This is a genomic window from Enterobacter sp. 22452 (assembly GCF_052045065.1).
GTDB lineage: Bacteria > Pseudomonadota > Gammaproteobacteria > Enterobacterales > Enterobacteriaceae > Enterobacter > Enterobacter mori.
Genome location: NZ_JBQEOB010000002.1, coordinates 636,085 through 659,478, shown reverse-complemented (window position 1 = coordinate 659,478; position 23,394 = coordinate 636,085). Strand labels below are relative to the sequence as shown.

Sequence of the window (23,394 nt, the reverse complement as noted above, 5' to 3'; positions counted from 1 at the left end):
CGGAAATCATGATCTGCATCAATTTTTCCCTAAGCTGATACCTTTCAGCAGCCTATTTCGGCACGAATTTTCCACTGTTAAATAATTACGAAACTATTAGAAGTGACGCTATCATTGATTCTACAAATGTTTAACATCATGAAATGATAACGTTTTGGCACAGATTTCTGGTGAAGAATGCTGCAAAAAAGCGTATCTTCAGCGCGGTTTTATCATGACATATTTTCTGTCCCTGAACATGCTCATTAGCGGAGCTAAATGTGATTCAAACGCTCTTTGATTTCCCAACATATTTTAAGTTTTTTATTGGTTTGTTTGCACTGGTGAACCCAGTGGGGATTATCCCTGTCTTCATCAGTATGACCAGCTACCAGACAGCCGCAGCCAGAAACAAAACCAACCTGACGGCAAACTTATCGGTAGCGATTATTCTGCTGACGTCGCTTTACCTGGGCGACGCCATTCTGCAGTTGTTCGGTATTTCTATTGATTCCTTCCGTATTGCGGGCGGGATTCTGGTTGTCACCATCGCCATGTCGATGATCAGCGGTAAGCTGGGCGAGGATAAACAGAACAAACAGGAGAAATCAGAAACAGCGGTCCGTGAAAGTATCGGTGTCGTTCCGTTGGCCTTGCCGCTGATGGCGGGGCCGGGGGCCATTAGCTCGACGATAGTGTGGGGGACGCGCTATCACAGTCTGATGCACCTGATCGGTTTTTCCGTGGCGATTGCGCTTTTCGCGCTCTGCTGCTGGGGCGTATTCCGCATGGCCCCCTGGCTGGTGCGGCTGTTAGGGCAAACAGGCATCAACGTTATTACCCGTATCATGGGTCTGCTACTGATGGCGCTGGGTATTGAGTTTATCGTTACCGGCATTAAAAGCATTTTCCCTGGGTTATTGCATTAAAACTTCATATGAAAGGACGGAGCCAGGGGCTCCGTTTTTTTTACGTCATTATCAGCAAATCATATAAATAAAGTTGAAATGTGAACATGACATAATAAATTCTACTAATAATCCTCTTTTCTTGTATTTCAACGAGTTAATTCTTTCTTACCCACCCGCCTGCACATAAATCCTTCGAATGCTCTGTTATTTTACTCACATGATAGTCTGGGGCTTGCTGAGTGATATCCGAAATGATATTAGTAATTTCAATGTTCCCCTAGAGGAATGTGCTAAATAATAACCAGTTGTTAAATTTTTGTGCAAAATCTGCCTGAGGCGACGCATTGAAGTGCGCGCAAAGAAGGTTTTTTACATCTTATTGAATATTCACTCATTTTTTGATAAATGCTGTCCAGTGAGACGATTGTCAGAGAAACGGTATCCTTCGTAAAAGAGAATTGCTTAACAAATTTGCAAAATGTATTGGCGGGCGTATGCGCCATTTGATACTTTCCGGCCTTATATTTTGCAGAATTAAACAAGTAGATGAGAATTATTTTCATATAGTTTTCGTCTCAGAAATCCATAACACGTCGCAGACGGGGCGGCGCGTTAAGAATCGACGCAAGACGGCCATACGAGCGGTCAGTAATAAAAAAGTCGGTGATAGCAAGAAGTAGAAAAAAGAACCTGGCAGCAGCATAAAAAAACTCCTGCGCTGTACAGGCCCCAACAGGGGATTACACAGCTGGCGAAGGCCAGTAATTATAATGAGTGGAGTACCAACACAATGACCATCATCACAAAAAAAAATCTGATAGCGGCGGGGATTTTAACTGCGCTAATCGCGGGCAACGCAATGGCTGCGGATGTGCCTGCTGGAGTACAACTGGCGGAAAAACAGACGCTGGTGCGTAACAACGGTGCGGAAGTTCAGTCTCTGGACCCGCACAAAATTGAAGGGGTTCCTGAGTCGAACGTTAACCGCGATCTGTTCGAAGGTCTGCTGGTCACTGACGTAGACGGCCACCCGGCTCCGGGTGTGGCAGAGAAATGGGAAAACAAAGATTTCAAAGTCTGGACCTTCCATCTGCGTAAAGATGCTAAATGGTCCGACGGCACTCCGGTCACCGCCGAAGATTTCGTGTATAGCTGGCAGCGCCTGGCGAATCCAAATACCGCCTCTCCGTATGCGAGCTATCTGCAGTATGGTCACATCGCCAATATTGATGACATTATCGCAGGCAAAAAACCTGTTACCGATCTGGGCGTAAAAGCCATTGATGCGAATACCTTTGAAGTGACGTTGAGCGAACCTGTTCCGTACTTCTATAAGCTGCTTGTTCACCCGTCCGTCTCTCCGGTACCAAAATCCGCCGTCGAGAAATTTGGTGAAAAATGGACGCAGCCAGCCAATATCGTGACCAACGGTGCTTATAAGCTGAAAGACTGGGTGGTCAACGAACGTATGGTTCTGGAGCGTAACCCGCAGTATTGGGACAACGCGAAAACCGTGATCAATCAGGTGACTTACCTGCCAATTTCTTCTGAAGTGACAGACGTTAACCGCTACCGCAGCGGCGAGATCGACATGACCTATAACAACATGCCGATTGAACTGTTCCAGAAACTGAAAAAAGAGATCCCGAAAGAAGTTCACGTCGATCCGTACCTGTGCACGTACTACTACGAAATCAACAACCAGAAAGCACCGTTCACAGACGTGCGCGTTCGTACCGCGCTGAAGCTGGCGCTGGATCGCGATATCATTGTTAACAAGGTGAAAAACCAGGGCGATCTGCCGGCTTACAGCTACACCCCGCCTTACACCGACGGTATGAAACTGGTTGAACCTGAGTGGTTCAAATGGTCCCAGGAAAAACGTAACGAAGAAGCCAAAAAACTGTTGGCTGAAGCAGGGTATACCGCTGATAAGCCTCTGACGTTTAACCTGCTGTACAACACGTCAGATCTGCATAAAAAACTGGCTATTGCCGTCGCGTCTATCTGGAAGAAAAACCTGGGTGCGAACGTCAAACTGGAAAACCAGGAGTGGAAAACCTTCCTCGATACCCGTCATCAGGGGACGTTCGACGTGGCACGTGCTGGCTGGTGTGCGGACTACAACGAACCGACATCCTTCCTGAACACGATGCTCAGTGACAGTTCGAATAACACTGCACACTATAAGAGCCCGGCTTTCGATAAGATTATCGGTGATACGCTGAAAGTGACTGACGATGCGCAACGCGCAGAGCTGTACGCGAAATCAGAAGAACAACTCGATAAAGACTCTGCAATCGTACCGGTTTACTACTACGTGAACGCCCGTCTGGTGAAACCGTGGGTAGGGGGTTATACCGGTAAAGACCCGTTGGATAATATCTCCGTTAAGAATCTTTATATTATCAAGCATTAATGGCAATGAGTGGGGCGAGGGTACTCGCCCCACGGTGTCTAACCAACGTCACATAATATAGGCACACGCCAGAAGGTACGGGCAATGTTGAAATTTATCCTACGTCGCTGTCTTGAAGCGATTCCAACGCTATTTATTCTCATCACGATTTCCTTCTTCATGATGCGTCTTGCACCGGGAAGTCCTTTTACCGGTGAACGTACGCTGCCGCCAGAAGTCATGGCCAACATTGAAGCGAAATACCATCTGAACGATCCTATCTCTACCCAGTACTTCAACTATCTGAAGCAGCTGGCACACGGGGATTTTGGGCCGTCATTCAAATATAAAGACTACTCCGTTAACGATCTGGTGGCGTCAAGCTTCCCGGTATCGGCTAAATTGGGTGCTGCAGCATTCCTGCTCGCCGTCGTTCTCGGGGTTGCTGCGGGCGTTATCGCCGCCTTAAAACAAAATACCAAATGGGATTATGCCGTCATGGGGGTCGCAATGACCGGGGTGGTTATCCCAAGCTTCGTTGTCGCACCGTTGCTGGTCATGATATTTGCCATCACGCTGAAATGGCTGCCGGGCGGCGGGTGGAACGGTGGGGCGCTGCAGTTCATGATACTGCCAATGGTGGCATTATCGTTGGCATACATCGCCAGTATCGCGCGTATCACGCGCGGGTCGATGATTGAGGTTCTGCACTCCAACTTTATCCGTACCGCGCGCGCGAAAGGCTTACCGATGCGCCGGATTATTTTACGGCATGCGCTGAAGCCTGCGCTGTTACCCGTCCTGTCTTACCTGGGGCCAGCATTTGTCGGCATCATTACGGGGTCAATGGTTATCGAAACCATCTACGGCCTGCCGGGCATTGGTCAGCTGTTTGTTAACGGTGCGCTTAACCGTGACTACTCGCTGGTGCTGAGCCTGACGATTTTGGTTGGTGCGCTGACCATTCTGTTTAACGCCATTGTCGATGTGCTGTATGCCGTTATCGACCCTAAAATCCGTTACTAACTGGAGCACGCCATGATGTTGAGTAAGAAAAACAGCGAGGCGCTGGAAAACTTCAGTGAAAAACTGGAAGTCGAAGGTCGTAGCCTCTGGCAGGATGCGCGTCGCCGCTTTATGCACAACCGTGCTGCCGTCGCGAGCCTGGTCGTCCTGGTGATCATTGCTCTGTTTGTGACGCTGGCACCGATGCTGTCGCAATTCACCTATTTCGATACGGATTGGGGCATGATGTCCAGCGCGCCAGATATGGAGTCCGGACACTATTTCGGTACCGATTCATCCGGTCGTGACCTGCTGGTGCGCGTGGCCATCGGTGGCCGCATTTCGTTGATGGTCGGTATTGCTGCCGCGCTGGTGGCGGTGATCCTCGGCACGCTCTACGGATCGCTTTCCGGTTATCTTGGCGGGAAAGTGGACTCCGTTATGATGCGTCTGCTGGAAATCCTCAACTCCTTCCCGTTCATGTTCTTCGTGATCCTGCTGGTGACCTTCTTTGGTCAGAACATCCTGTTGATTTTCGTGGCCATCGGGATGGTGTCCTGGCTCGATATGGCGCGTATCGTGCGTGGTCAAACGCTGAGCCTTAAGCGCAAAGAGTTTATCGAAGCGGCACAGGTGGGTGGGGTATCGACCAGAAATATCGTGGTTCGCCACATTGTGCCGAACGTTCTTGGCGTGGTGGTGGTGTATGCCTCACTGCTGGTGCCGAGCATGATCCTGTTTGAATCCTTCCTGAGCTTCCTGGGGCTGGGCACGCAAGAGCCGCTAAGCAGCTGGGGCGCGTTGCTGAGTGACGGTGCAAACTCGATGGAAGTTTCACCGTGGTTGCTGCTGTATCCGGCGGGCTTCCTGGTTGTCACCCTGTTTTGTTTCAACTTTATCGGCGATGGCCTGCGTGATGCCCTCGACCCGAAAGACCGTTAAGGAGCGCCGTCATGACGATTATTGAAACGGCCACTGCGCCAATGGCGCAACAGCAGAGCAATTTGCTGCTGGATGTAAACGATCTCCGTGTCACCTTTAAAACGCCGGATGGTGATGTAACCGCCGTAAACGACCTTAATTTTAACCTGCGCGCCGGTGAAACGCTGGGGATCGTGGGGGAGTCTGGCTCCGGTAAATCTCAAACCGCATTTGCGCTGATGGGGCTGCTGGCGTCTAACGGCGTGATAGGTGGTTCTGCGAAATTCAACGGTCGTGAAATCCTCAACCTGCCGGAACACGAGCTGAATAAGCTTCGTGCCGAGCAGATTTCGATGATTTTCCAGGACCCAATGACCTCTTTAAACCCGTATATGCGCGTCGGCGAACAGCTGATGGAAGTGCTGATGCTGCACAAAGGTATGGGTAAAGCGGAAGCCTTTGAAGAGTCGGTAAAAATGCTGGATGCGGTAAAAATGCCGGAAGCGCGCAAGCGCATGCGCATGTTCCCGCACGAATTCTCTGGCGGTATGCGTCAGCGCGTGATGATTGCGATGGCGTTGCTTTGCCGGCCAAAACTGCTGATTGCTGATGAGCCGACCACTGCGCTGGATGTGACCGTTCAGGCACAGATCATGACCCTGTTGAACGAGCTTAAGCGGGAATTCAACACGGCAATTATCATGATCACCCATGACCTGGGCGTGGTTGCAGGTATCTGCGACAAAGTGCTGGTGATGTATGCCGGTCGTACCATGGAGTACGGTCAGGCGCGTGATGTCTTCTATCAGCCTGCACATCCGTATTCTATCGGCCTGCTGAATGCGGTACCGCGTCTGGATGCGGAAGGTGAATCCCTGCTGACGATCCCGGGTAACCCGCCAAACCTGCTGCGTTTGCCAAAAGGTTGTCCATTCCAGCCACGTTGTCCGCATGCGATGGAAATTTGTAATAGCGCTCCGCCGCTGGAAGAGTTTGCACCAGGCCGCCTGCGCGCCTGCTTTAAGTCGCATGAGGAGCTGGTATGAACGCATTAGATGAAAAAAGAAATGTGCTGCTCGAAATTGCCGATCTTAAAGTCCATTTCGATATCAAAGACGGCAAACAGTGGTTCTGGCAGCCGCCTAAAACCCTCAAAGCCGTTGATGGCGTAACGCTTCGCCTGTACGAGGGCGAAACGCTGGGCGTGGTGGGTGAGTCTGGCTGCGGGAAGTCCACTTTTGCCCGTGCCATTATCGGTCTGGTGAAAGCCACCGACGGCAAAGTGGCCTGGCTTGGCAAAGACCTGCTGGGGATGAAAGCGGACGAGTGGCGCGACGTGCGCAGCGATATCCAGATGATTTTCCAGGATCCGCTGGCGTCACTGAACCCGCGTATGACTATCGGCGAAATTATTGCCGAGCCGCTGCGCACCTATCATCCGAAGATGTCGCGTCAGGAAGTGCGCGATCGTGTGAAAGCGATGATGATGAAAGTGGGCCTGCTGCCAAACCTCATCAACCGCTATCCGCACGAATTCTCCGGCGGCCAGTGTCAGCGTATTGGCATTGCGCGTGCGCTCATCCTGGAACCGAAGCTGATCATCTGTGATGAGCCGGTCTCCGCGCTGGACGTGTCCATTCAGGCACAGGTGGTTAACCTCCTGCAGAAGCTGCAGCGTGAGATGGGACTCTCGCTGATCTTCATCGCTCACGATCTGGCCGTGGTGAAGCACATTTCAGACCGTGTACTGGTGATGTATCTGGGGCACGCGGTGGAACTGGGCACCTATGACGAGGTGTACCACAACCCGCTGCATCCTTATACCAAAGCGCTGATGTCAGCAGTGCCGATCCCCGACCCGGATCTGGAAAAAAATAAAACTATTCAGCTGCTGGAAGGGGAACTGCCTTCGCCGATTAATCCGCCCTCCGGCTGCGTATTCCGCACGCGCTGTCCAATGGCCGGCCCGGAATGTGCAAAAACACGACCGGTGCTGGAGGGCAGTTTCCGACATGCGGTTTCCTGCCTTAAAGTAGACCCGTTATAATCGCAAGGGCTGACATGACGTCAGCCCTTATTTTTTGCGAGGTTACTGTGTCGCGTTTATTCACGTCAGCCCGTCGGCGGCTTTATCATTTTTTATTCGATCCTGAAACGGTATCCGGACGACGCTTCGAAGGTCTTTGCGGTTTATTTGCGCTGCTCAGCGTGGTTGTCATCTTTATTGAATCGGGTGCCGGGACGCAATACCACCTGACGTTTGACGAATGGCATATCTTTGTCTGGCTTGAGCTGGCGATTACCTTGGTCTTTACCGCCGAATATCTCCTCAGAGTGATAGCCTGGCCCAACCCGGCCAGATATGTTTTCAGCTTCTGGGGATTTATCGATTTAGCCACCATCCTGCCGCTCTATGTCATGTGGCTTTGGCCGGAGATCAGCCTGAGCTATGTCTTCGCCTGGCGAGCGATGCGCGTGATTCGGGTATTACGTATTCTGAAGTTACTGCGTTTTATGCCGTCATTACGCGTATTCTGGAGTGCGATCGTCAGTGCGCGGCATCAGCTTATTTTGTTCTATTCGTTTATTGCCATCGTCATGATTGTTTTTGGCGCGCTGATGTATCTAATAGAAGGGCCCAAATATGGCTTTACGACGCTCAATGCGTCCGTCTACTGGGCCATTGTGACCGTTACAACCGTTGGCTACGGCGATATCACACCGCATACGCCGCTTGGGCGTATTGTGGCATCGGTCCTGATTTTGATTGGCTATTCGGTGATCGCGATCCCGACGGGACTGATTACCACCCACATGAGCAGCGCATTTCAGAATCGCAAGCAGCAGCGTAAATGTTCGAACTGCCATCAGGGTGAGCATGAACACAGCGCGCGTTTCTGTAACCGCTGTGGTAGTGAATTACCGGATTAAATAAAAAAGGCTGCCATCGCAGCCTTTTTTATTATTCGCGCCAGAGAATATGGCACAGCTTGTGGTCTTTCTCGCGACACAGCAGAACGCGGGCGAAAATGTCGTTAATTTCACCGCCATCTTCATCGGCCAGCCCAATCACCACTTCAGCAAAGAAGTCCGGATTGAGATCAAAATCAACATGCTCAGCCCAGTCTTCTGAAGGGTCGAACAGCTCGGCACCGCCGCGTTCTTCAAACTGCAGATTAAAGAGGATCACATCTGCGGGATCGAGGTTATCAACCGCCAGTTCGAGAAAAATGTCATAGGCCTGCTCGAGCGTTTCGTCTTCGGTCAGGCGATTGTTCAGATCCATTTCCATAATGACTACCTGTTAAACATCGTGGGCACGTTTTACAGCAACGGACTAAAGAAGTAAAACAGTCGTTCAGCAATTCTCTGCCAGAGAGGGCGTTTCACCCACAGTCTGGCATCCAGCAGGCGCGAGCGGGAGATATAATCATCCTGGACCGCCGCCAGATCGCCACCAAATCCGGCATCGTCAATCACGAGGGTGATTTCAAAGTTAAGCCACAGGCTGCGCATATCAAGGTTAACTGTGCCCACGAGGCTCAGTTCACCGTCCACCAGCACGCTCTTGGTATGCAACAGTCCGCCTTCAAACTGATAAATTTTCACCCCTGCGGCAAGGAGTTCGCTAAAGAATGCGCGGCTTGCCCAACCGACCAGTAGAGAATCGTTTTTGCGCGGCATAATAATACTGACATCTACACCACGCTGCGCGGCAGTACAAATAGCGTGCAGCAGATCGTCGCTGGGGACGAAGTAAGGCGTCGTCATAATCAGATACTCACGCGCAGAATAGGTCGCCGTGAGTAATGCCTGGTGGATGAGATCTTCCGGGAAACCCGGCCCGGAGGCAATGGTATGAATGGTATGTCCGCTGGCCTCTTCAAACGGCATAATATTGCCGTCCGGGGGCGGCGGTAAAATACGCTTACCGGTTTCTATTTCCCAGTCGCACGAGTAGACGATCCCCATCGAGGTGGCGACCGGGCCTTCCATTCGCGCCATCAGATCGATCCATTGACCGACACCGGAATCCTGCTTGAAGAAGCGCGGGTCGACCAGGTTCATACTGCCGGTGTAGGCAATATAGTTATCAATCAGAATCATTTTGCGGTGCTGGCGAAGATCCATGCGCCGCAGGAAAACACGCAGCAGATTAACCTTCAGCGCCTCAACCACTTCTATACCGGCATTGCGCATCATTCCCGCCCACGGGCTGCGGAAAAACGCGACGCTGCCAGCGGAATCCAGCATCAGGCGGCAGTGAATACCGCGGCGAGCGGCGGCCATCAGTGATTCAGCAACCTGATCCGCCATGCCCCCCGGCTGCCAGATATAAAAAACCATCTCGATGTTATGACGCGCCAGCTGAATATCGCGGATCAGCGCCTGCATCACATCGTCGGACGAAGTCATTAATTGCAGCTGATTACCCTTAACGCCCGCGATGCCCTGGCGGCGTTCGCAAAGCTTGAATAATGAAGAGGCGACGCTGCTGTTCTCTTCGGCAAAGATATGTTTGCAGGCTTTAAGATCGCTGAGCCATTTCGCCGTCGAGGGCCACATCGCGCGGGCGCGCTCGGCGCGGCGTTTACCCAGATGGAGCTCACCGAAAGAGAGATACGCGATAATGCCCACCAGCGGCAGAATGTAAATAATCAGAAGCCAGGCCATGGCAGAAGGTACGGCTCTGCGCTTCATCAGGATGCGTAACGTCACCCCCGCGATTAACAGCCAGTATCCCAGAATGACCAGCCAACTCACCACGGTGTAGAAGGTTGTCATAAGTAAAAAATCCTTTTGAAAGCGTATTGTTATGAGTGTACGCATCAGGATTCATCTGGCAAATAAAAACGGCAGATAAAAGCGCTGGTTTGCGACGGGGTTGAGCTTATAATGACGACTCTGTGAGTGAAAGAGTTGTCGATATGAAGCGCAGTAGAACAGAAGTAGGGCGCTGGCGTATGTTGCGACAGGTGAGTCGTCGTAAGGCTCGTTGGCTGGAAGCACAATCCCGCCGCAATATGCGTATCCACGCTATCAGAAAATGTGGACTAAACAGACACCGCAACGCGTTGCTGTTCGCCGTCCAGGATATCTGAGAACCATGAGGGCACCGTCAAGGTGCCCGCTGATTTTATAAGACTATCATTTTTTGCAGTCTCTTCCCGACCTCATTTCGCGATATACTCCTCTTGCCTAACCTCATGAATTTAAAAGGAACAAAGGATGAATGGAAAAGTGGTCGCGGTACTTATGGGGATCGCTGTACTCAGCGCTTGCAACAGTAACAAACCCTCACCTGAAAGACATGCCTATTATTTCGTCTCGCATCAATCCAATTTTACGGGCGGAAATTATACCTCCAGTATTTCGCAAAATTACCGTCTCAATGTGCCGCAGTTTCGTGAGCTGTATAAGCAGGGGAAAGATGACCGCGCCGCGGGGCAACCGCCGTCTTACGCTCAGCAGTATGCACAGGCTATTCGCGATCGGTTGAAGGAAGAGGCCAAAACGGAGCACGCCTTCACGGGGAATAGTGATAGCAAATGGACCTCGGAAATGGAGCCGAAGGATGCCATTTTATACGGCAACGAACTGGCCACGACTTATCTTGACGGCTATAACGGCGTACAATAACGCGACAGTTTTCGGGAATATCGTTTTTGCAGCGATATTCCCGTTGTTTTTCAGCAAAAGGAGGGAGAGGTGTTTGCGGAGTTTGGTGTACTGAATTTCTGGACGTACGTGGTCGGTGCATTTTTCATTGTGCTGGTACCCGGTCCGAATACGCTGTTTGTATTGAAAACGGGTATTGGTCACGGCGTCAAAAAAGGCTATCTCGCCGCGACCGGTGTGTTTATCGGCGATGCGGTTTTGATGTTTCTGGCATGGGCAGGGGTCGCAGCTTTAATCCAGACCACGCCGGTGCTGTTCAATATTGTCCGCTATCTGGGAGCGTTTTATCTGCTGTGGCTCGGCGGCAAAATGCTGTGGTCCGTTATGACTCGCCAGAATAACGCCCACGAAGGTGGAACCGAGCCTGCCAGCGCAATCATGAAACGCTCCCTGGTATTGAGCCTGACGAATCCGAAAGCGATTCTGTTTTACGTGTCATTCTTCGTACAGTTTATTGACGTGAATGCGCAAAACACCGGAACCTCTTTCCTGATCCTCGCCACCACGCTTGAGTTGATTAGCTTTATGTACATGAGCTTCCTGATCTTCTCTGGCGCGTTTGTCACCCGCTACCTGAAAACCAAAAAGAAACTGGCGAAGCTGGGAAATGGTCTGATAGGACTATTATTTGTCGGCTTTGCGGCGAGATTAGCGTCGCTACATTGACAGAAGAAAGGCTCCTGAGGGAGCCTTTTTAATGTCTGGCGTAGCTGGAAAGCCGCGCCAGACAAGGCTTCACGTTTTACTACTAGCAGTCAAAAGCCATAAAAAGCGGCTAGGGTGTGGACACATTGTGGACACTCTGACCACCATTTGCACCCTTCAACGGGTTAAGCGAAATCGCGTCCTGCAGGTACTGAGGAGCGAAGTGCGCATAGACCATCGTTTGCGCAATTTTCGTATGACCTAAGATCCTCTGAAGTGTAATGATGTTGCCCCCGTTAATCATAAAGTGCGTGGCGAAAGAGTGTCGTAGCGCATGTGTTGCTTGTCCGGCCGGTAAATCGGGCTTAACCTCTTTGAGGGTTCGCCTAAAGTCAGCATAACTGGCCTCAGGAAACAGAAAGCCTCGTGTTTTGCCGACTACGTAAGCCGCAACGTCATCAGAGATCGGGACCGTGCGCGGTGTGTTGGTTTTCGTCTTAACGAAAGACACCCGGTTATGAATCACGTTCTCCGCCTTTAACCGTGCCGCTTCTCCCCATCTTACCCCGGTGCTCAAACACAAAACTGCAATTTTACGATTATCACCTGTTAGCGCGGCAAGTAAGGCATCAATTTCTTCAAGAGTGAGATAGCCCGTTTCGGCTGCCTGCTCTTTCAGTTTCTTGAACCCCCTGAAAGGATGTTCACCGTTATACAATTCTGACTCAATCAGAGTAGTGAACATCCCACCTAGTGTGATCAGGTCGCGGTTGATGGTTGTTGGCTTAATACCTTCACCCCGGCGTTGAGCACAATATTGCGTTATCAGGCTCTTGGTAATTTGGAAAGCGCACGGGTTTCCGGTCATCGTTTCGAAACGCTCAATTTTCCTGAGATACGATTGACCGTGCTCCTCATGTTTACCTTTCAGCTTCCACCATAACTCTTTCAGTTCCGACAATTGGCGTTTGTCCGTTGGTTTTGAAAGCCATTCCTTTGAGTGATGGTTATATTGAGTATGCTTTTCAAAAGCCATCGCCTCGCTTTTCTTGTCGAACTTCCGACGGATGCGTTTTCCGTTACGCCCGCTCGGTCTAATGTCCACTTCATATCGACCATCATCGAGCTTTTTAACAGACATAAAGCCTCCCGATGATGTTACTGCGTACTTCAATTTCCTGATTTAAATAGCAAAAACTCACTGTGCATTTGCTGCACAAAAAAGCGCCGTAAATGGTTAGCCAGTTTTCTGGTCTGAGTGGGGTGACGTTGTTGTCTGCTGCCCAAAGTGCGCGAGAGCCGGTGCAATTTGCCCAGCTTCAGGTGCTATTTGATCAGTCATAAACCACATCGTGTATTTCGTGAAACGAGGGTGCTGGAGAATTTTCATTATGGATTCCACACCTGCATTTTTGGAGCGGCTTTCATAGCTCGAAAGTGAACTATAAGGAACGCCAGTCAAGTCACTGACTTCCCTACGGTTTAGCCTCTCTGACTCCCGCATGAGTTTTAGCTTCTCTGAAACGTGTATTGACATAGTTACTCCTATTGCGTAATTTTGTGTTCATGGTATCCATTGTTTTGCATTCGTAGTTACACTAAAGGCAATTATAAGCCATTAAGAGCAATTAAAACGCTAACGGAGAAGTGTACCAGATGAAGAAGACGTTAGAGAGCGCAACTGACGCAGTTCCATATCAGGAGTTTGCACGCCTGATAGGTAAAACCCCGGCGGCCGTAAAAGGGATGATTGAGAAAGGCAAATTACCAATCATTGAAATGACCGACCCACAATCTGCTACTGGAAGAGCTGGGGAGTATTGGGTCTACCTTCCGGCATGGAACAACGGTATGAAGATGGCATATGAAAGCCGTCCTAGAGAGATTCGCGATGGTTGGTTGATGTGGCTCGGCTTAGGGCAACCTTCACGGTAATTAGATTCATCTATTTCATTCAAATTCAATCGAGAAATTGCATGTCAAAACCAATAAAGCATGGCTGCATTCGTCATATCACTAATGGTATGCGGGTGCTGATCGACTTAAAAAGCGTGGCCGCTATCCGTGAGCGCACTGAAACAGCCGACAAAGTTGAGGTGCATCTGACGTCGGGAGAAGTTTTTGAACTTGATGTTGCCTATGAGGAGATTGCAGGTCTGTATCTAGAATTTTTAGCAAAAGAACGTGGGGTTATGGCAAACCCCACCAGTATTTGAGCTTAGTTGATATCTAAAAAGCTTTTATGCGTGACAGGCATTTTAGATTGAACTGCCTCTCTCAACTGGATTGACAGTTTGTTGATTTCCTCAGCCTTCTCACGATTTGAGATCGCATCAGAGGAAGAATTAACCAATGCAATGGCTGATTTTAGAGTGGCAATTAATTCATCATTTTGTTGATTAGTCATGAAATACCTCATGTGATTGGCTTGTTTTTGGCGATTCGATCCTATCACAAGGCCATGCGTCGGGCATGGTTAAAACCCGACTCCCTAAGGAGAATTTATGAAAGAGCCTCGCTGTATTGCACAGTTGCTTCGAAGAGAAAACCCTAATCCGATCAACTTCACCATCACTCACGGTCGCGGCCGCAAGGGCATAATCATCCGAACCCGTAAGCCGGGCGTTATCGAGAAGGTTCGCCGTCTGGTCAAAAAGAGAGGACTGTGGTTATGACGGTAATGACACTGGACGTGATCCAGAAACAACCAACAGCGCTTCGCGGTCTGGTCTGCAAGTATTTGGCTCAGCCTCGCTGGCAGGACACTTGCGATTTTTACAATCAGATGATGGAGCGGGAGCGTCTTACGGTTTGTTTCCACGCTCAATTAAAACAGCGCCACTCTGTCATGCGCTTAGAGGAAATGACCGAAGCCGATCGTGAGCGTCTTGTTTGCGCGCTTGATGAATTGAGAAATGCATTCGCCCGGCACCGCCAACTTGGCGTGTCGAAAGCAACTTTCATCAGCCGCCTGACCGTTAGCCAAAGGCGATCACTGTTTCTTCATGCGGGGCTGACAGAGCAGGAATTTATGATGCCGCACTGGCGTTTGAACGAAGAGGGCTGTTATTGGCGCGATAAACTTTTCCGCGCGCTGCGAGAGCTGTTCAGCCTTTTTGAGTACGCACCAACTATTTTAACCTCGGTAAAACCTGAGCAGTATTTACATTAATTAATCTGGATTCGTTTTATTACGCGCCTTACAGCGTGGGGGCTCCTTTTGTCTGGAGATAGGCAAATGCAAAAACAAAATACAGCGCAGCGGGGGATGTGTTCGGCACATCTGGCGCAGGCAGTAAGCGAGGCACAGCGCGACTTGGCGACCCGTTACTCTTCTCAGTTTGATGGGCTTATCGCGTACATCAGTAAGTCAGAACTTAATCGCACCGAGATTATCGAGTTATTAGGCCAGGAGTCGGAAAAGTTACACAACTCAATTTTCGGTAGAGCTGGTTAACCACTGTTAACAGGAAGCAAAAATGAGCATACGCATCGAGATTAATAACCAATACGTCATCACCAGTGACCGCTATCAATTCATTTTGCAGGAAAAAAAGACCGCTACATCCGGGAAGAATGAAGGTAAGGAATGGTTGGACGTTGTGGGTTACTACCCAACTATCCCTAAGCTTATCTCAGGCTTGGTTTTGCATGATCTTTTGACCAGCGATCTTACCGGCTTCTCAGCTTTGGAAGCTCGGATTGAACGCATGGGGAAGCAATGTCTGGACGCTTTTAAATAATATGTCCAACGAACCTCGGGGGCGTGTTGCCCCCTCGCCACCACCATTTTTGAAGGGCACCAGTGATTCATTCGTTGGTGCTTATCCCTGGAATAACGTCACCAAAGAGGCCATTGGCCGCGACAGACCCCTTACACGTGCCGAACTCCGTCAGGTGCAAGGTGTTTTAAACCGGATTGACCGTCTGCCGTTTTTCCTGCAAACGCTGTTTACATCGCGTTATAACTTCATCCGCCGTAAAAAGAGCCCTTTAGGTGGGCTGTCTTTCCTTAAAAACACGTTTGAGCGCAAGCTGCTGCCACGTCTTGAGCGTGTTAATGAGCTGTGCGGGATGAATGAAACCGCCTCGATTGGGTTTCTGTCCGAGCGCGACCAGTATGCGCGCTTACCAGATATGAATGACAAAGCGCTCAGGAAATTTGCGGCCAGAATTGCCTCTCAGCTCTGGATCAAATACGAGGAGTTAAGCGACGCATGGGCGGAGGCTTACGGCGGGAAAGAGACACTTTTCACCGATGAAGCCCAGTCGCACCTATACGGGCAAGTGGCCGGTATTGCTCGCGCATTAAACATCACCCCGATGTACTGGAAAAAATACCTTAAGGGTCAGATGACGATCCGCATGGCCTTTTCCGCTATTTCACGACTGATTAAGGACGAGTGGTGGGTCAACCAGCTCAAGGCGCAGCGGATGCGCTGGCGCGAGGCGCTGCTCATCGCAGCAGGTGAGGTCAACAAAGACCGTTCACCTTACGCAAGCAAAATAGCGATCCGCGATGTTCACGCGCGCCGCCAGGCTAATCTCGAATACCTGAAATCCTGCGAGCTCGAAAACAAAGTAACCGGCGAGCGTATCGACCTCATCAGCAAGGTCATGGGGAGTATTTCAAATCCTGAGATACGCCGCATGGAGCTGATGAACACCATCGCCGGGATTGAGCGCTACGCGGCCAACACCGGTGATGTGGGGATGTTTATCACCCTGACCACACCCTCGAAATATCATCCGACCCGACAGGTCGGCAAAGGCGAAACCAAAACGGTGCAGCTCAATCACGGCTGGAACGAAACCGCATTCACACCCAAAGACGGCCAGCGCTATCTCTGCCGAATCTGGAGCCTGATGCGTACCGCGTTCAAAGATAACGATTTAGAGGTGTACGGGATGCGCGTTGTCGAACCGCACCACGACGGTACGCCTCACTGGCACATGATGCTGTTTTGCAAACCCGGTCAGCGTAAAGCCATTAACGAAATCATGCGTCGTTATGCCCTCAAAGAGGACGGACACGAAAAGGGAGCGGCAAAACAGCGCTTTGAGTCTCGTCATCTTAATCGGGGCGGCGCAGCGGGTTATATCGCTAAATACATTGCCAAAAATATTGATGGCTACGCGCTCGACGGCCAACTCGACCACGACACCGGCAAGTCCCTGAAAGATACGGCCGCAGCTGTCACCGCATGGGCGTCTACATGGCGCATCCCGCAGTTTAAACCGATTGGTCTCCCGACGATGGGCGCTTACCGCGAACTGCGCAAGCTGCCGCGCGGGGTGAGTATTGCCAGCGAGTTTGACGAGAGGGTTGAAGCCGCGCGAGCTGCTGCAGATGAAGGGGACTTTGAGCGGTATATCATCGCGCAGGGTGGGGCAAACATGCCGCGTGATGCTCAGGCCGTAAGGGTTGCCCGTAAGGTGACGGATGAGGTCAACGACTATGAGGAAGATATCGAGAGGATTGTCGGGATTTATGCCCCTCACCTCGGGGCTCACCGTGTCCATGTAACCCGTACAGCCGAATGGCGAATCGTGCCAAAGGTTTTGGCCGTTGAGCCTTTGACCTTAAAAAGCGGCTCTGCCGCGCCTCGGAGTCCTGTCAATAACTGTGGAAAGCCCACCGGCGGTGGCGATCCAGTTATGACCTCTACGCCGTCTGAGCAAGCCGCAGCGGTGTTAAACCTGATTGAACGCGGGGTTACCAGCTGGAATGAGCCGGACGTCGTGAAGGTGCTTAACGGGGCGTTAAAAGCTGGCGCACCGCGGAAACATCGGCAGCAAAGAAGCAATGCGCCGCTCAAAACCAGCGAGCAAGCGCCATCCTCCAGGATGACAAAGCCTGAAAGGGATCGCGTCGCAAATATTCGTTTCGATTTAGCTCAGGAGGGCATTACCCCGGAACGGTGGGAGCTCGATGCGCTAGCGCGTGGGGCAACGGTGATTTATGGCGATAAAAAATTCAAATACGCAGCAGCTGACGGGTGGCCGGGGTTTTCAATGCAGGAGGAGAGTAGTGAGAAACAACCATCATCAATATAGCTACATCAGTAATCCGAAATCATATGTGATCACATCGGTAAACATGCTTGAATGTCGCCCACCACGGCGACCGTAAGAACAGCACCGGTGCTGAAACTTACTTTCAGTGCCGGTGGTGTTGAACAACGAGCCCTGCGAGGCGTTAGCATTTCGCCTGTATATCTGCTACAAATACTGTATGTGCATACAGTATTTGTGCGGAGGGGCTATGGCGGGTCATGACTTGGATTTTCAGGTGGTCTATCGGGGTGAGACCTTAGAGCATTACCGTCCCGGAGGGTGGGTTTTCTTTCAGCGGCCTAAAGAGTACGGCGGCGGGTACTGGCTGGGGCGCACTTTTGATGGTGTTTTTATGATTGAGTACGAGCGACCGGTATCGCTAAATGATGGTATGAATTTTCTGGCCTCAATGAAAAAAGTAGAGGTAAAAAGCGAGGAATTTGACCCAAATTTTTCACTTTTCTAGTGGTGCATGCATCAGGTGCATGAGTTTGCATTCATTTTTGATTCCAGCGTTTGCGAGCAAGCGCCAGCGCAGGCGCGGCTCGGGGCTCCTGATGCACTTGCATTAAAAGCGACCCGTTAAGCGGGCAGGCGAGGCGGGGATAGCATTGCGCGCAGGTGAAAAGTACATTTTCAATAAGATATAGTTGAAATCTAAAAAAAAAGAGGGCAATATTATTCAAGCACTAGCGTTCCGCTTAGTATGTGGCAATCAACATATTTATATCGTCAGATAAAGCTTTTTTTAAAGAAAAAAAGCGTCCTTTATGGACCTATCGGTATGGCCCCACCATCGCCACCCACGGCGATGCCGTAGCCGACGACATTACGTACGGTCGAAAAGATAACACTGGCTGCTGCTGACGATTGTTGATGTAAACATCCTTGTTGTCCCACCCTTGAGCATGGGTAGACCGTACGTAACTTTGTTTGGTGAAATTATGGATAAATTAAAACCTTACAGCAAATCAAAAGCTCCTATCACCTCGCTCTCCAAGCTTGCGCAAACCCTGTCTGTTTCAGTCGATCAACTGAATGAAATAGCAGGGCTCCCTGATGAAGAGAAGTATGTCTTGAAAGAACTCCCAAAGGCGGATGGAAGCAAGAGGATTGTGTATTCTCTTCACCCTAAAATGAGGCTATTACAATCTAGGGTGAATAAAAGAATTTTCAAGGAGTTGGTAGTTTTTCCTTGTTTTTTATATGGTTCTGTCCCAGGGAAAAATGATGGTCTTAATAGCCATATCAAACGTGATTATGTATCTTGCGCAAAAGCTCATTGTGGTGCAAAAACAGTATTAAAGGTTGATATAAGCAATTTCTTCGACAATATTCATAAAGATCTTGTTAGTGATGTTTTAGAGAATGTATTGAACATCAAGGATGAAGCGTTGAAGTATTTGACGACCTTATGCTGTAAAGGTGATTTTATTGTCCAAGGGGCATTAACATCGAGTTACATTGCAACTCTTTGCCTCTATGAGCGAGAAGGCGATATCGTTCAACGAGCCTTAAGGAAAAATTTAGTTTACACTAGGCTAGTCGACGATATTACTGTATCATCGAAAATAAACGATTATGATTTTTCTCAAATACTAAATCATATTGAAAATATGCTTTCGGAACATGACTTGCCCATAAATAAACGAAAAACTAAAATATTTCATTGTTCATCAGAGCCAATAAAAATACATGGTTTGAGAATCGATTATAAATCTCCACGCCTACCAAGTGATGAAGTTAAAAGAATTAGAGCATCCTTGCATAACCTAAAGCAGCTATCAATAAAAAATAATACAAAGACAAGTATTGCATACAGGAAGGAATTTAATCGTTGCATGGGGAGAGTTCATAAGCTTGGCCGCGTTGGTCACGAAAAATATGAGCAATTTAAACAGCAACTTCTGGCTATCAAACCAATGCCATCAAAACGTGATGTGGCAGTGGTTGAGGCCGCAGTTAACAGTCTCGAGATTTCTTTTTTCAACGGTAATAATGGTAAGCATTGGTATAAACGAAAATATAATTTAACTTTGTATAAAATGATTATTTTTACCCGTTCAGATGCATTTGATGAGGTAGTGGAAGGCTTTAGAGTTCGGTTGAGCAAGGTCCGTCCGATATGAATGCTAAATTAAAAGTTTTAATTTATGTGGTGATTATTTCCACCTCTGCCTTTATGGTTTTTTCTGCCATATCAGTCTATTTGACGATAGTTGAGCAAAAACTATTTGAAAACGATTTTTGCATGAGCAGTCAATGTCTGGATACTTTTGCAAAAAAAATGTCAGGGATTACTCTTTGGGCTCAAGCTTTTGGATGGTTAATGACAACCTTCGTAACTGTTTTTGGCGTTATAATAGCCTTGATGACTTATTATTCTGGAGTTAAGAATAACAATAATAGTAATTATACAACTCACTTAACCATGTTCCGAGAGTTTGCAAGTGCTGAGCTTTCCAAACGAACGAGAATATATCCAGAAGGGGTTAATTTTTTTAGATGGTACAAAGTAATGTTCCCAATGGCGAAAGGAGGGGATATTTCGGTTTCCTCAACCTATTTGAATGTGATAGCAAATATTCAGGCTGTAATTGAGGAGGCAAATTCACACATTACTGATGAGAACAAAGATTATAAATATAAAACACATCAGAGGAAAATGATAATGGCACTTGGTGAAATTGGTGTCTGTATTAATAGTGGCCCAAAAAATATATTTATCGAAATCGAAGGGCAGGTGTTGGAATATATAGATACGATTAATTTGTCATTTGGCTATCAAGTGGTTGAGTTAAGTAAAATCAAAAGAAGTTATACCTGATTAAGATGGGGTGGGGTTCTTCCACCACCCGGCAATGAATATGTTAACTAAAGTATGTAATCATTGAATTTTATAACCTCCATCCCTAACCAGTCGTTAATCTCTTTAAATCGCTCCTGCAGCGGTGTCAGCTCGTTACGCACAAACACCCGCGCCACCTTCTCGACATCCCCTAATGAGCCGATATTCTCGGGCTTGCCGCCCATCAGCTGGAACGGCACACGATGCGCATCAAGCAGGTCAGCGGCGCTCACCTTTTTGATATTGAAAAAGTCATCTTTCGTGGCGACTTCACTCAGTGGCACGATCTTGATGCCGTCCGGTTTTCCGTTGGGAGCGTAGAAAAACAGATTCTTAAAATTCCCAAGCCCTTTTGAATTACGCATTGCATCACGTAGTGACTCGACGTCGGTGCTGCTTTGTGCCGCGTCGGTGACATACATGATGTACCCCGCGTGTGCGCCGTTCTGGTAATACTTGCGACGAAACAGCGTGGCGGATTCATTCAGCCAGGCGGAGTTGAGTGCGCTTAAATATTCCGGCATCCCGTAAAGCTCCTGATTGATGTCCGGCTCAAGAAGGTGGAACACCGAGCCCGGCGCAAATTCGTGCGGGTGCGTGAAGTTCGACACATACCAGTAAACGTCATCCTCGACGCCACGGCGGGTGTATTTCGCTGGCGAGGTTTCCAGATTCAGGAGTTGCCCAGTGACGCTCAATCGCTTTTCAAGATAGCCATTCGCAAAGACAAGATAATCAAGCACAAAGCGGCTGAAATCCTGACGCGACAACAGCGGGTGAGGGATGTAGGTGCTCGCCAGAATGTTACGCTTCACGTAAATCGGTGAGCTGTGGTGCACGGCGGCGCGCAGGCTTTTTGCCAGCCCCGAGAAGTTGACCGGCGGCTCATACCATTTCCCGTTATGAATACACTCGACATAGTCGAGGATGTCGCGGCGATCCATGACGGCGGAGGGCTCACCAAAGGTGAACGCCTCCATCTTTTGCGGCTTGCTGACTGCCTGCTGGGTAGGTTTATGTTTTGCCATTTTAATAAATTTCCAGAATAGAGTTTGAGTGCATACCGCTACCTGCGGAAAGCGGCTCGTTTAACAGGGCGTGCATGGTCGCCCACGCGATATCCGCGTGGCTGGCCTCTTCACTGCGGCTGGCTTCGTAGGTGGCGCTGCGGCCACTGCTGGTCATGGTTTTGCGGATGGCCATAAATGACTGAGTGATGTCGGTTGCACCGGCGTCATATTCCAGACACCCACGCCTGATGGTGTCTTTCGCTTTCAGCACCATCGCGGTTTTCATTTCCGGCGTGTAGCGGATGGCACGCGCCGCCGGGAAGAATGAGCGCACGAGCTGGTAAACACCTTGGCCGATGCCGGTCGCATCAATGCCGATATAGTCAACGGTGTATTTCTCGGTCAGCGCCCGGATGGCCTCGGCCTGCGCGGCAAAGTCCATGCCTTTCCACTGGTGACGCTCAAGGATGCGGAACTTGCCACCGGCGACCAGCGGCGGAGCCAGTACCGCGCACCCGGCGCTGTCGCCGGTGTGTGACGGGTCATAGCCAATCCAGACCGGTCGCCAGTTAAACGGACGGTCGGCGAACGGCTCGAAGTCCTCCCATTCTTCCATCGCATCGACCATGCAGCGCTGCAGCTCCTCGAACGGGAATACCGACGCCTTATCGTCGACAAACTCGCACATAAACAGGTTACGGAAATCATCCGCGCTGTTTTCCTGCTTAAGCTGGTTGAGGTTAAACAGGGTGCAGCCACCGGCGAGCGCGTCCTCAATGGTGACAATCTGCCGCCACTGTCCATCACCGCACAGCACTCCACTGGCAAGCGCCTGATGACTGATATCGATGTCGACACGTTCGTCGCGGTTGCTGCGGCCACGGTTAAACAGCTCGCCTGACCAGAACGGGTAAGCGCCGTGCGCCAGCGTCGACGGGGTCGAAAAATAGGTGGTGCGCAGGTGCGACTGCGAGGCCATGCCCGAGGCGACTTTGCGCAGCTTCTGGAAATTGGGTATCCAGAAAATTTCATCGACGTACAAATCCCCGTTGTGACTCTGCGCAGTGTTGGAATTGGTCCCGAGAAAAATCAGCTCAGCGCCATTGTTGCCGATGACGATCGGATCGCCTGACAGATCGACATCAACCAGACGGGCAAAGGCGATGATGTACTTACGGAACACGTAAGCCTGCGTTTTACTGGCCGACAAAAATATCTGGTTTTGCCCGGTCTTAAGCGCGCGCAGGAGTGACTCACGCGCAAAGTAGAACGTCGCGCCAATCTGGCGGGATTTTAGGATGTGGCGGATGCGGTGCTCTAATCCCGCTTTATGCCAGCGGAGCTGATAGTCAAACGACTGGTCGAAGAAAATCTCTTCCAGCTTTTCAATCGCTTCATCACTGAAGAAATTACGTTTCGGCTTTTTGCGATCCCCTTTGTTACGGCTGGCGATATTGGGGTTTAAATCCACCTCGTTTCCGGTCTGGCCGTAGCGGTTCACGCGTGCGAGCCGCTCCATCTGGCGCGACAGAAAATCAGCAACTTTGAAGTCATGCGCGGTCAGGTCTGGCTTTGCGTAGAGCTGAATAAGCCGCGCCTCTAACGTCGATTCCACGCGGTTAATCGGCGCGGTTTCCTCCCATCCATCACGCTGTTTCCAGCTCTGCACGGTCGGGCGCTTGAGCAGCAGCATGTCGCAGATTTGCGGCACGGCGAACCCCTGCCAGTACAACAGCCGCGCCTTTCGTCGCGGGTCATTTAACAAAGAAAGGTCAGTTGAAATGGTCATGCTTGCCTCATTTTTTGGTGTGACGCGGCAAGGCTAAGGAAATAGGGGGGGATTCGCGCTAAGTGACTGTTGTGTCAGATCTAATCAGATCGTAAGCGGTGGCTGATACGAGGCAGAGTCGGGAAACTAACCCTGACCCGAAAACCCAACAT

General features: G+C 49.9%; 27 protein-coding genes. 20 read left to right on the top strand and 7 right to left on the bottom strand.

Annotation, left to right across the window (positions count from 1 at the left end):
- Nucleotides 1-260 precede the first annotated feature (260 nt).
- From ACTJJA_RS08355 to ACTJJA_RS08325, 7 genes are all read left to right on the top strand, one after another.
- Complete coding sequence (locus tag ACTJJA_RS08355) at nt 261-908, top strand: YchE family NAAT transporter (protein ID WP_256459347.1); 648 nt, start codon at nt 261-263, stop codon at nt 906-908.
- Nucleotides 909-1,680: 772 nt separating this feature from the next.
- On the top strand, nt 1,681-3,309 hold the full coding sequence (gene oppA / locus ACTJJA_RS08350; protein WP_126545988.1) for an oligopeptide ABC transporter substrate-binding protein OppA: 1,629 nt from the start codon (nt 1,681-1,683) through the stop codon (nt 3,307-3,309).
- 84 nt (nt 3,310-3,393) lie between these two features.
- Nucleotides 3,394-4,314: an oligopeptide ABC transporter permease OppB gene (oppB, locus tag ACTJJA_RS08345; protein WP_089599049.1), complete on the top strand. Its 921-nt coding sequence runs from the start codon at nt 3,394-3,396 to the stop codon at nt 4,312-4,314.
- Between the two features lie 12 nt (nt 4,315-4,326).
- On the top strand, nt 4,327-5,235 hold the full coding sequence (gene oppC, locus ACTJJA_RS08340) for an oligopeptide ABC transporter permease OppC (protein WP_014884161.1): 909 nt from the start codon (nt 4,327-4,329) through the stop codon (nt 5,233-5,235).
- Between the two features lie 11 nt (nt 5,236-5,246).
- Nucleotides 5,247-6,260, top strand: a complete 1,014-nt coding sequence (locus ACTJJA_RS08335; RefSeq protein ID WP_214605235.1) for an ABC transporter ATP-binding protein — start codon at nt 5,247-5,249, stop codon at nt 6,258-6,260.
- The gene (gene oppF / locus ACTJJA_RS08330; RefSeq protein ID WP_440667366.1) at nt 6,257-7,261 is read left to right on the top strand and encodes a murein tripeptide/oligopeptide ABC transporter ATP-binding protein OppF; all 1,005 of its coding nucleotides are present in this window, start codon (nt 6,257-6,259) and stop codon (nt 7,259-7,261) included. The genes ACTJJA_RS08335 and oppF overlap by 4 nt, the downstream gene beginning before the upstream one ends.
- A gap of 14 nt (nt 7,262-7,275) precedes the next feature.
- The gene (locus tag ACTJJA_RS08325) at nt 7,276-8,145 is read left to right on the top strand and encodes an ion transporter (protein ID WP_182400729.1); all 870 of its coding nucleotides are present in this window, start codon (nt 7,276-7,278) and stop codon (nt 8,143-8,145) included.
- Between the two features lie 31 nt (nt 8,146-8,176).
- On the opposite strand, the gene ACTJJA_RS08320 is transcribed toward ACTJJA_RS08325, so the two are convergent.
- Complete coding sequence (locus ACTJJA_RS08320; protein ID WP_006810881.1) at nt 8,177-8,506, bottom strand: HI1450 family dsDNA-mimic protein; 330 nt, start codon at nt 8,504-8,506, stop codon at nt 8,177-8,179.
- Nucleotides 8,507-8,538: 32 nt separating this feature from the next.
- Nucleotides 8,539-9,999 carry a cardiolipin synthase gene (gene cls / locus ACTJJA_RS08315; protein WP_089599052.1) on the bottom strand — a complete coding sequence of 487 codons (1,461 nt, stop codon included), beginning with the start codon at nt 9,997-9,999 and terminating at the stop codon, nt 8,539-8,541.
- 143 nt (nt 10,000-10,142) lie between these two features.
- Here cls and ACTJJA_RS08310 point away from each other — a divergent pair, with 143 nt between their 5' ends.
- The 3 genes from ACTJJA_RS08310 to leuE all read left to right on the top strand — a co-directional run bounded on the left by ACTJJA_RS08310 (nt 10,143) and on the right by leuE (nt 11,559).
- Nucleotides 10,143-10,316 carry a YciY family protein gene (locus ACTJJA_RS08310; protein WP_017384232.1) on the top strand — a complete coding sequence of 58 codons (174 nt, stop codon included), beginning with the start codon at nt 10,143-10,145 and terminating at the stop codon, nt 10,314-10,316.
- Between the two features lie 127 nt (nt 10,317-10,443).
- The gene (locus ACTJJA_RS08305; RefSeq protein ID WP_421510495.1) at nt 10,444-10,854 is read left to right on the top strand and encodes an Exc2 family lipoprotein; all 411 of its coding nucleotides are present in this window, start codon (nt 10,444-10,446) and stop codon (nt 10,852-10,854) included.
- A 69-nt stretch (nt 10,855-10,923) separates the two neighbouring features.
- A complete protein-coding gene (leuE, locus tag ACTJJA_RS08300) occupies nt 10,924-11,559 on the top strand; it encodes a leucine efflux protein LeuE (RefSeq protein ID WP_109081352.1) in 636 nt (211 codons plus the stop codon).
- A 109-nt stretch (nt 11,560-11,668) separates the two neighbouring features.
- On the opposite strand, the gene ACTJJA_RS08295 is transcribed toward leuE, so the two are convergent.
- Both ACTJJA_RS08295 and ACTJJA_RS08290 read right to left on the bottom strand, forming a co-directional pair.
- Nucleotides 11,669-12,679 (bottom strand): phage integrase, encoded by a 1,011-nt coding sequence (locus tag ACTJJA_RS08295; protein WP_440667362.1) that lies wholly within the window; start codon nt 12,677-12,679, stop codon nt 11,669-11,671.
- Between the two features lie 96 nt (nt 12,680-12,775).
- Nucleotides 12,776-13,075 (bottom strand): helix-turn-helix domain-containing protein, encoded by a 300-nt coding sequence (locus ACTJJA_RS08290; protein ID WP_032665606.1) that lies wholly within the window; start codon nt 13,073-13,075, stop codon nt 12,776-12,778.
- Nucleotides 13,076-13,194: 119 nt separating this feature from the next.
- Between ACTJJA_RS08290 and ACTJJA_RS08285 the strand changes: the two genes are divergently transcribed.
- Nucleotides 13,195-13,473: a regulatory phage cox family protein gene (locus ACTJJA_RS08285; protein ID WP_032665605.1), complete on the top strand. Its 279-nt coding sequence runs from the start codon at nt 13,195-13,197 to the stop codon at nt 13,471-13,473.
- A gap of 41 nt (nt 13,474-13,514) precedes the next feature.
- Nucleotides 13,515-13,754, top strand: a complete 240-nt coding sequence (locus ACTJJA_RS08280) for a hypothetical protein (protein ID WP_000042568.1) — start codon at nt 13,515-13,517, stop codon at nt 13,752-13,754.
- 2 nt (nt 13,755-13,756) lie between these two features.
- Here ACTJJA_RS08280 and ACTJJA_RS08275 read toward each other — a convergent pair whose 3' ends face one another.
- A complete protein-coding gene (locus ACTJJA_RS08275) occupies nt 13,757-13,945 on the bottom strand; it encodes a hypothetical protein (protein ID WP_000184654.1) in 189 nt (62 codons plus the stop codon).
- 97 nt (nt 13,946-14,042) lie between these two features.
- Between ACTJJA_RS08275 and ACTJJA_RS08270 the strand changes: the two genes are divergently transcribed.
- The 8 genes from ACTJJA_RS08270 to ACTJJA_RS08235 all read left to right on the top strand — a co-directional run bounded on the left by ACTJJA_RS08270 (nt 14,043) and on the right by ACTJJA_RS08235 (nt 20,422).
- Complete coding sequence (locus ACTJJA_RS08270; RefSeq protein ID WP_169810063.1) at nt 14,043-14,213, top strand: hypothetical protein; 171 nt, start codon at nt 14,043-14,045, stop codon at nt 14,211-14,213.
- Nucleotides 14,210-14,710, top strand: a complete 501-nt coding sequence (locus ACTJJA_RS08265) for a hypothetical protein (RefSeq protein WP_029883441.1) — start codon at nt 14,210-14,212, stop codon at nt 14,708-14,710. The genes ACTJJA_RS08270 and ACTJJA_RS08265 overlap by 4 nt, the downstream gene beginning before the upstream one ends.
- 66 nt (nt 14,711-14,776) lie before the next feature.
- The gene (locus ACTJJA_RS08260) at nt 14,777-14,995 is read left to right on the top strand and encodes a DUF2732 family protein (protein ID WP_045268999.1); all 219 of its coding nucleotides are present in this window, start codon (nt 14,777-14,779) and stop codon (nt 14,993-14,995) included.
- 22 nt (nt 14,996-15,017) lie between these two features.
- On the top strand, nt 15,018-15,281 hold the full coding sequence (locus ACTJJA_RS08255; protein WP_029883439.1) for a DUF5405 family protein: 264 nt from the start codon (nt 15,018-15,020) through the stop codon (nt 15,279-15,281).
- A gap of 1 nt (nt 15,282) precedes the next feature.
- Entirely contained in the window at nt 15,283-17,595 is a 2,313-nt protein-coding gene (locus ACTJJA_RS08250; RefSeq protein ID WP_440667357.1) for a replication endonuclease, read from the top strand.
- Nucleotides 17,596-17,803: 208 nt separating this feature from the next.
- Complete coding sequence (locus ACTJJA_RS08245) at nt 17,804-18,061, top strand: hypothetical protein (RefSeq protein WP_325840581.1); 258 nt, start codon at nt 17,804-17,806, stop codon at nt 18,059-18,061.
- A 478-nt stretch (nt 18,062-18,539) separates the two neighbouring features.
- The gene (locus tag ACTJJA_RS08240) at nt 18,540-19,724 is read left to right on the top strand and encodes a reverse transcriptase family protein (RefSeq protein ID WP_325840580.1); all 1,185 of its coding nucleotides are present in this window, start codon (nt 18,540-18,542) and stop codon (nt 19,722-19,724) included.
- Nucleotides 19,721-20,422, top strand: a complete 702-nt coding sequence (locus tag ACTJJA_RS08235; RefSeq protein ID WP_325840579.1) for a retron Ec48 family effector membrane protein — start codon at nt 19,721-19,723, stop codon at nt 20,420-20,422. The genes ACTJJA_RS08240 and ACTJJA_RS08235 overlap by 4 nt, the downstream gene beginning before the upstream one ends.
- A 47-nt stretch (nt 20,423-20,469) precedes the next feature.
- Here ACTJJA_RS08235 and ACTJJA_RS08230 read toward each other — a convergent pair whose 3' ends face one another.
- Together ACTJJA_RS08230 and ACTJJA_RS08225 are read right to left on the bottom strand one after the other, a co-directional pair.
- The gene (locus tag ACTJJA_RS08230; RefSeq protein ID WP_325840578.1) at nt 20,470-21,471 is read right to left on the bottom strand and encodes a phage portal protein; all 1,002 of its coding nucleotides are present in this window, start codon (nt 21,469-21,471) and stop codon (nt 20,470-20,472) included.
- Between the two features lies 1 nt (nt 21,472).
- Complete coding sequence (locus ACTJJA_RS08225; protein WP_440667354.1) at nt 21,473-23,242, bottom strand: terminase ATPase subunit family protein; 1,770 nt, start codon at nt 23,240-23,242, stop codon at nt 21,473-21,475.
- Between the last annotated feature and the right edge of the window lie 152 nt (nt 23,243-23,394).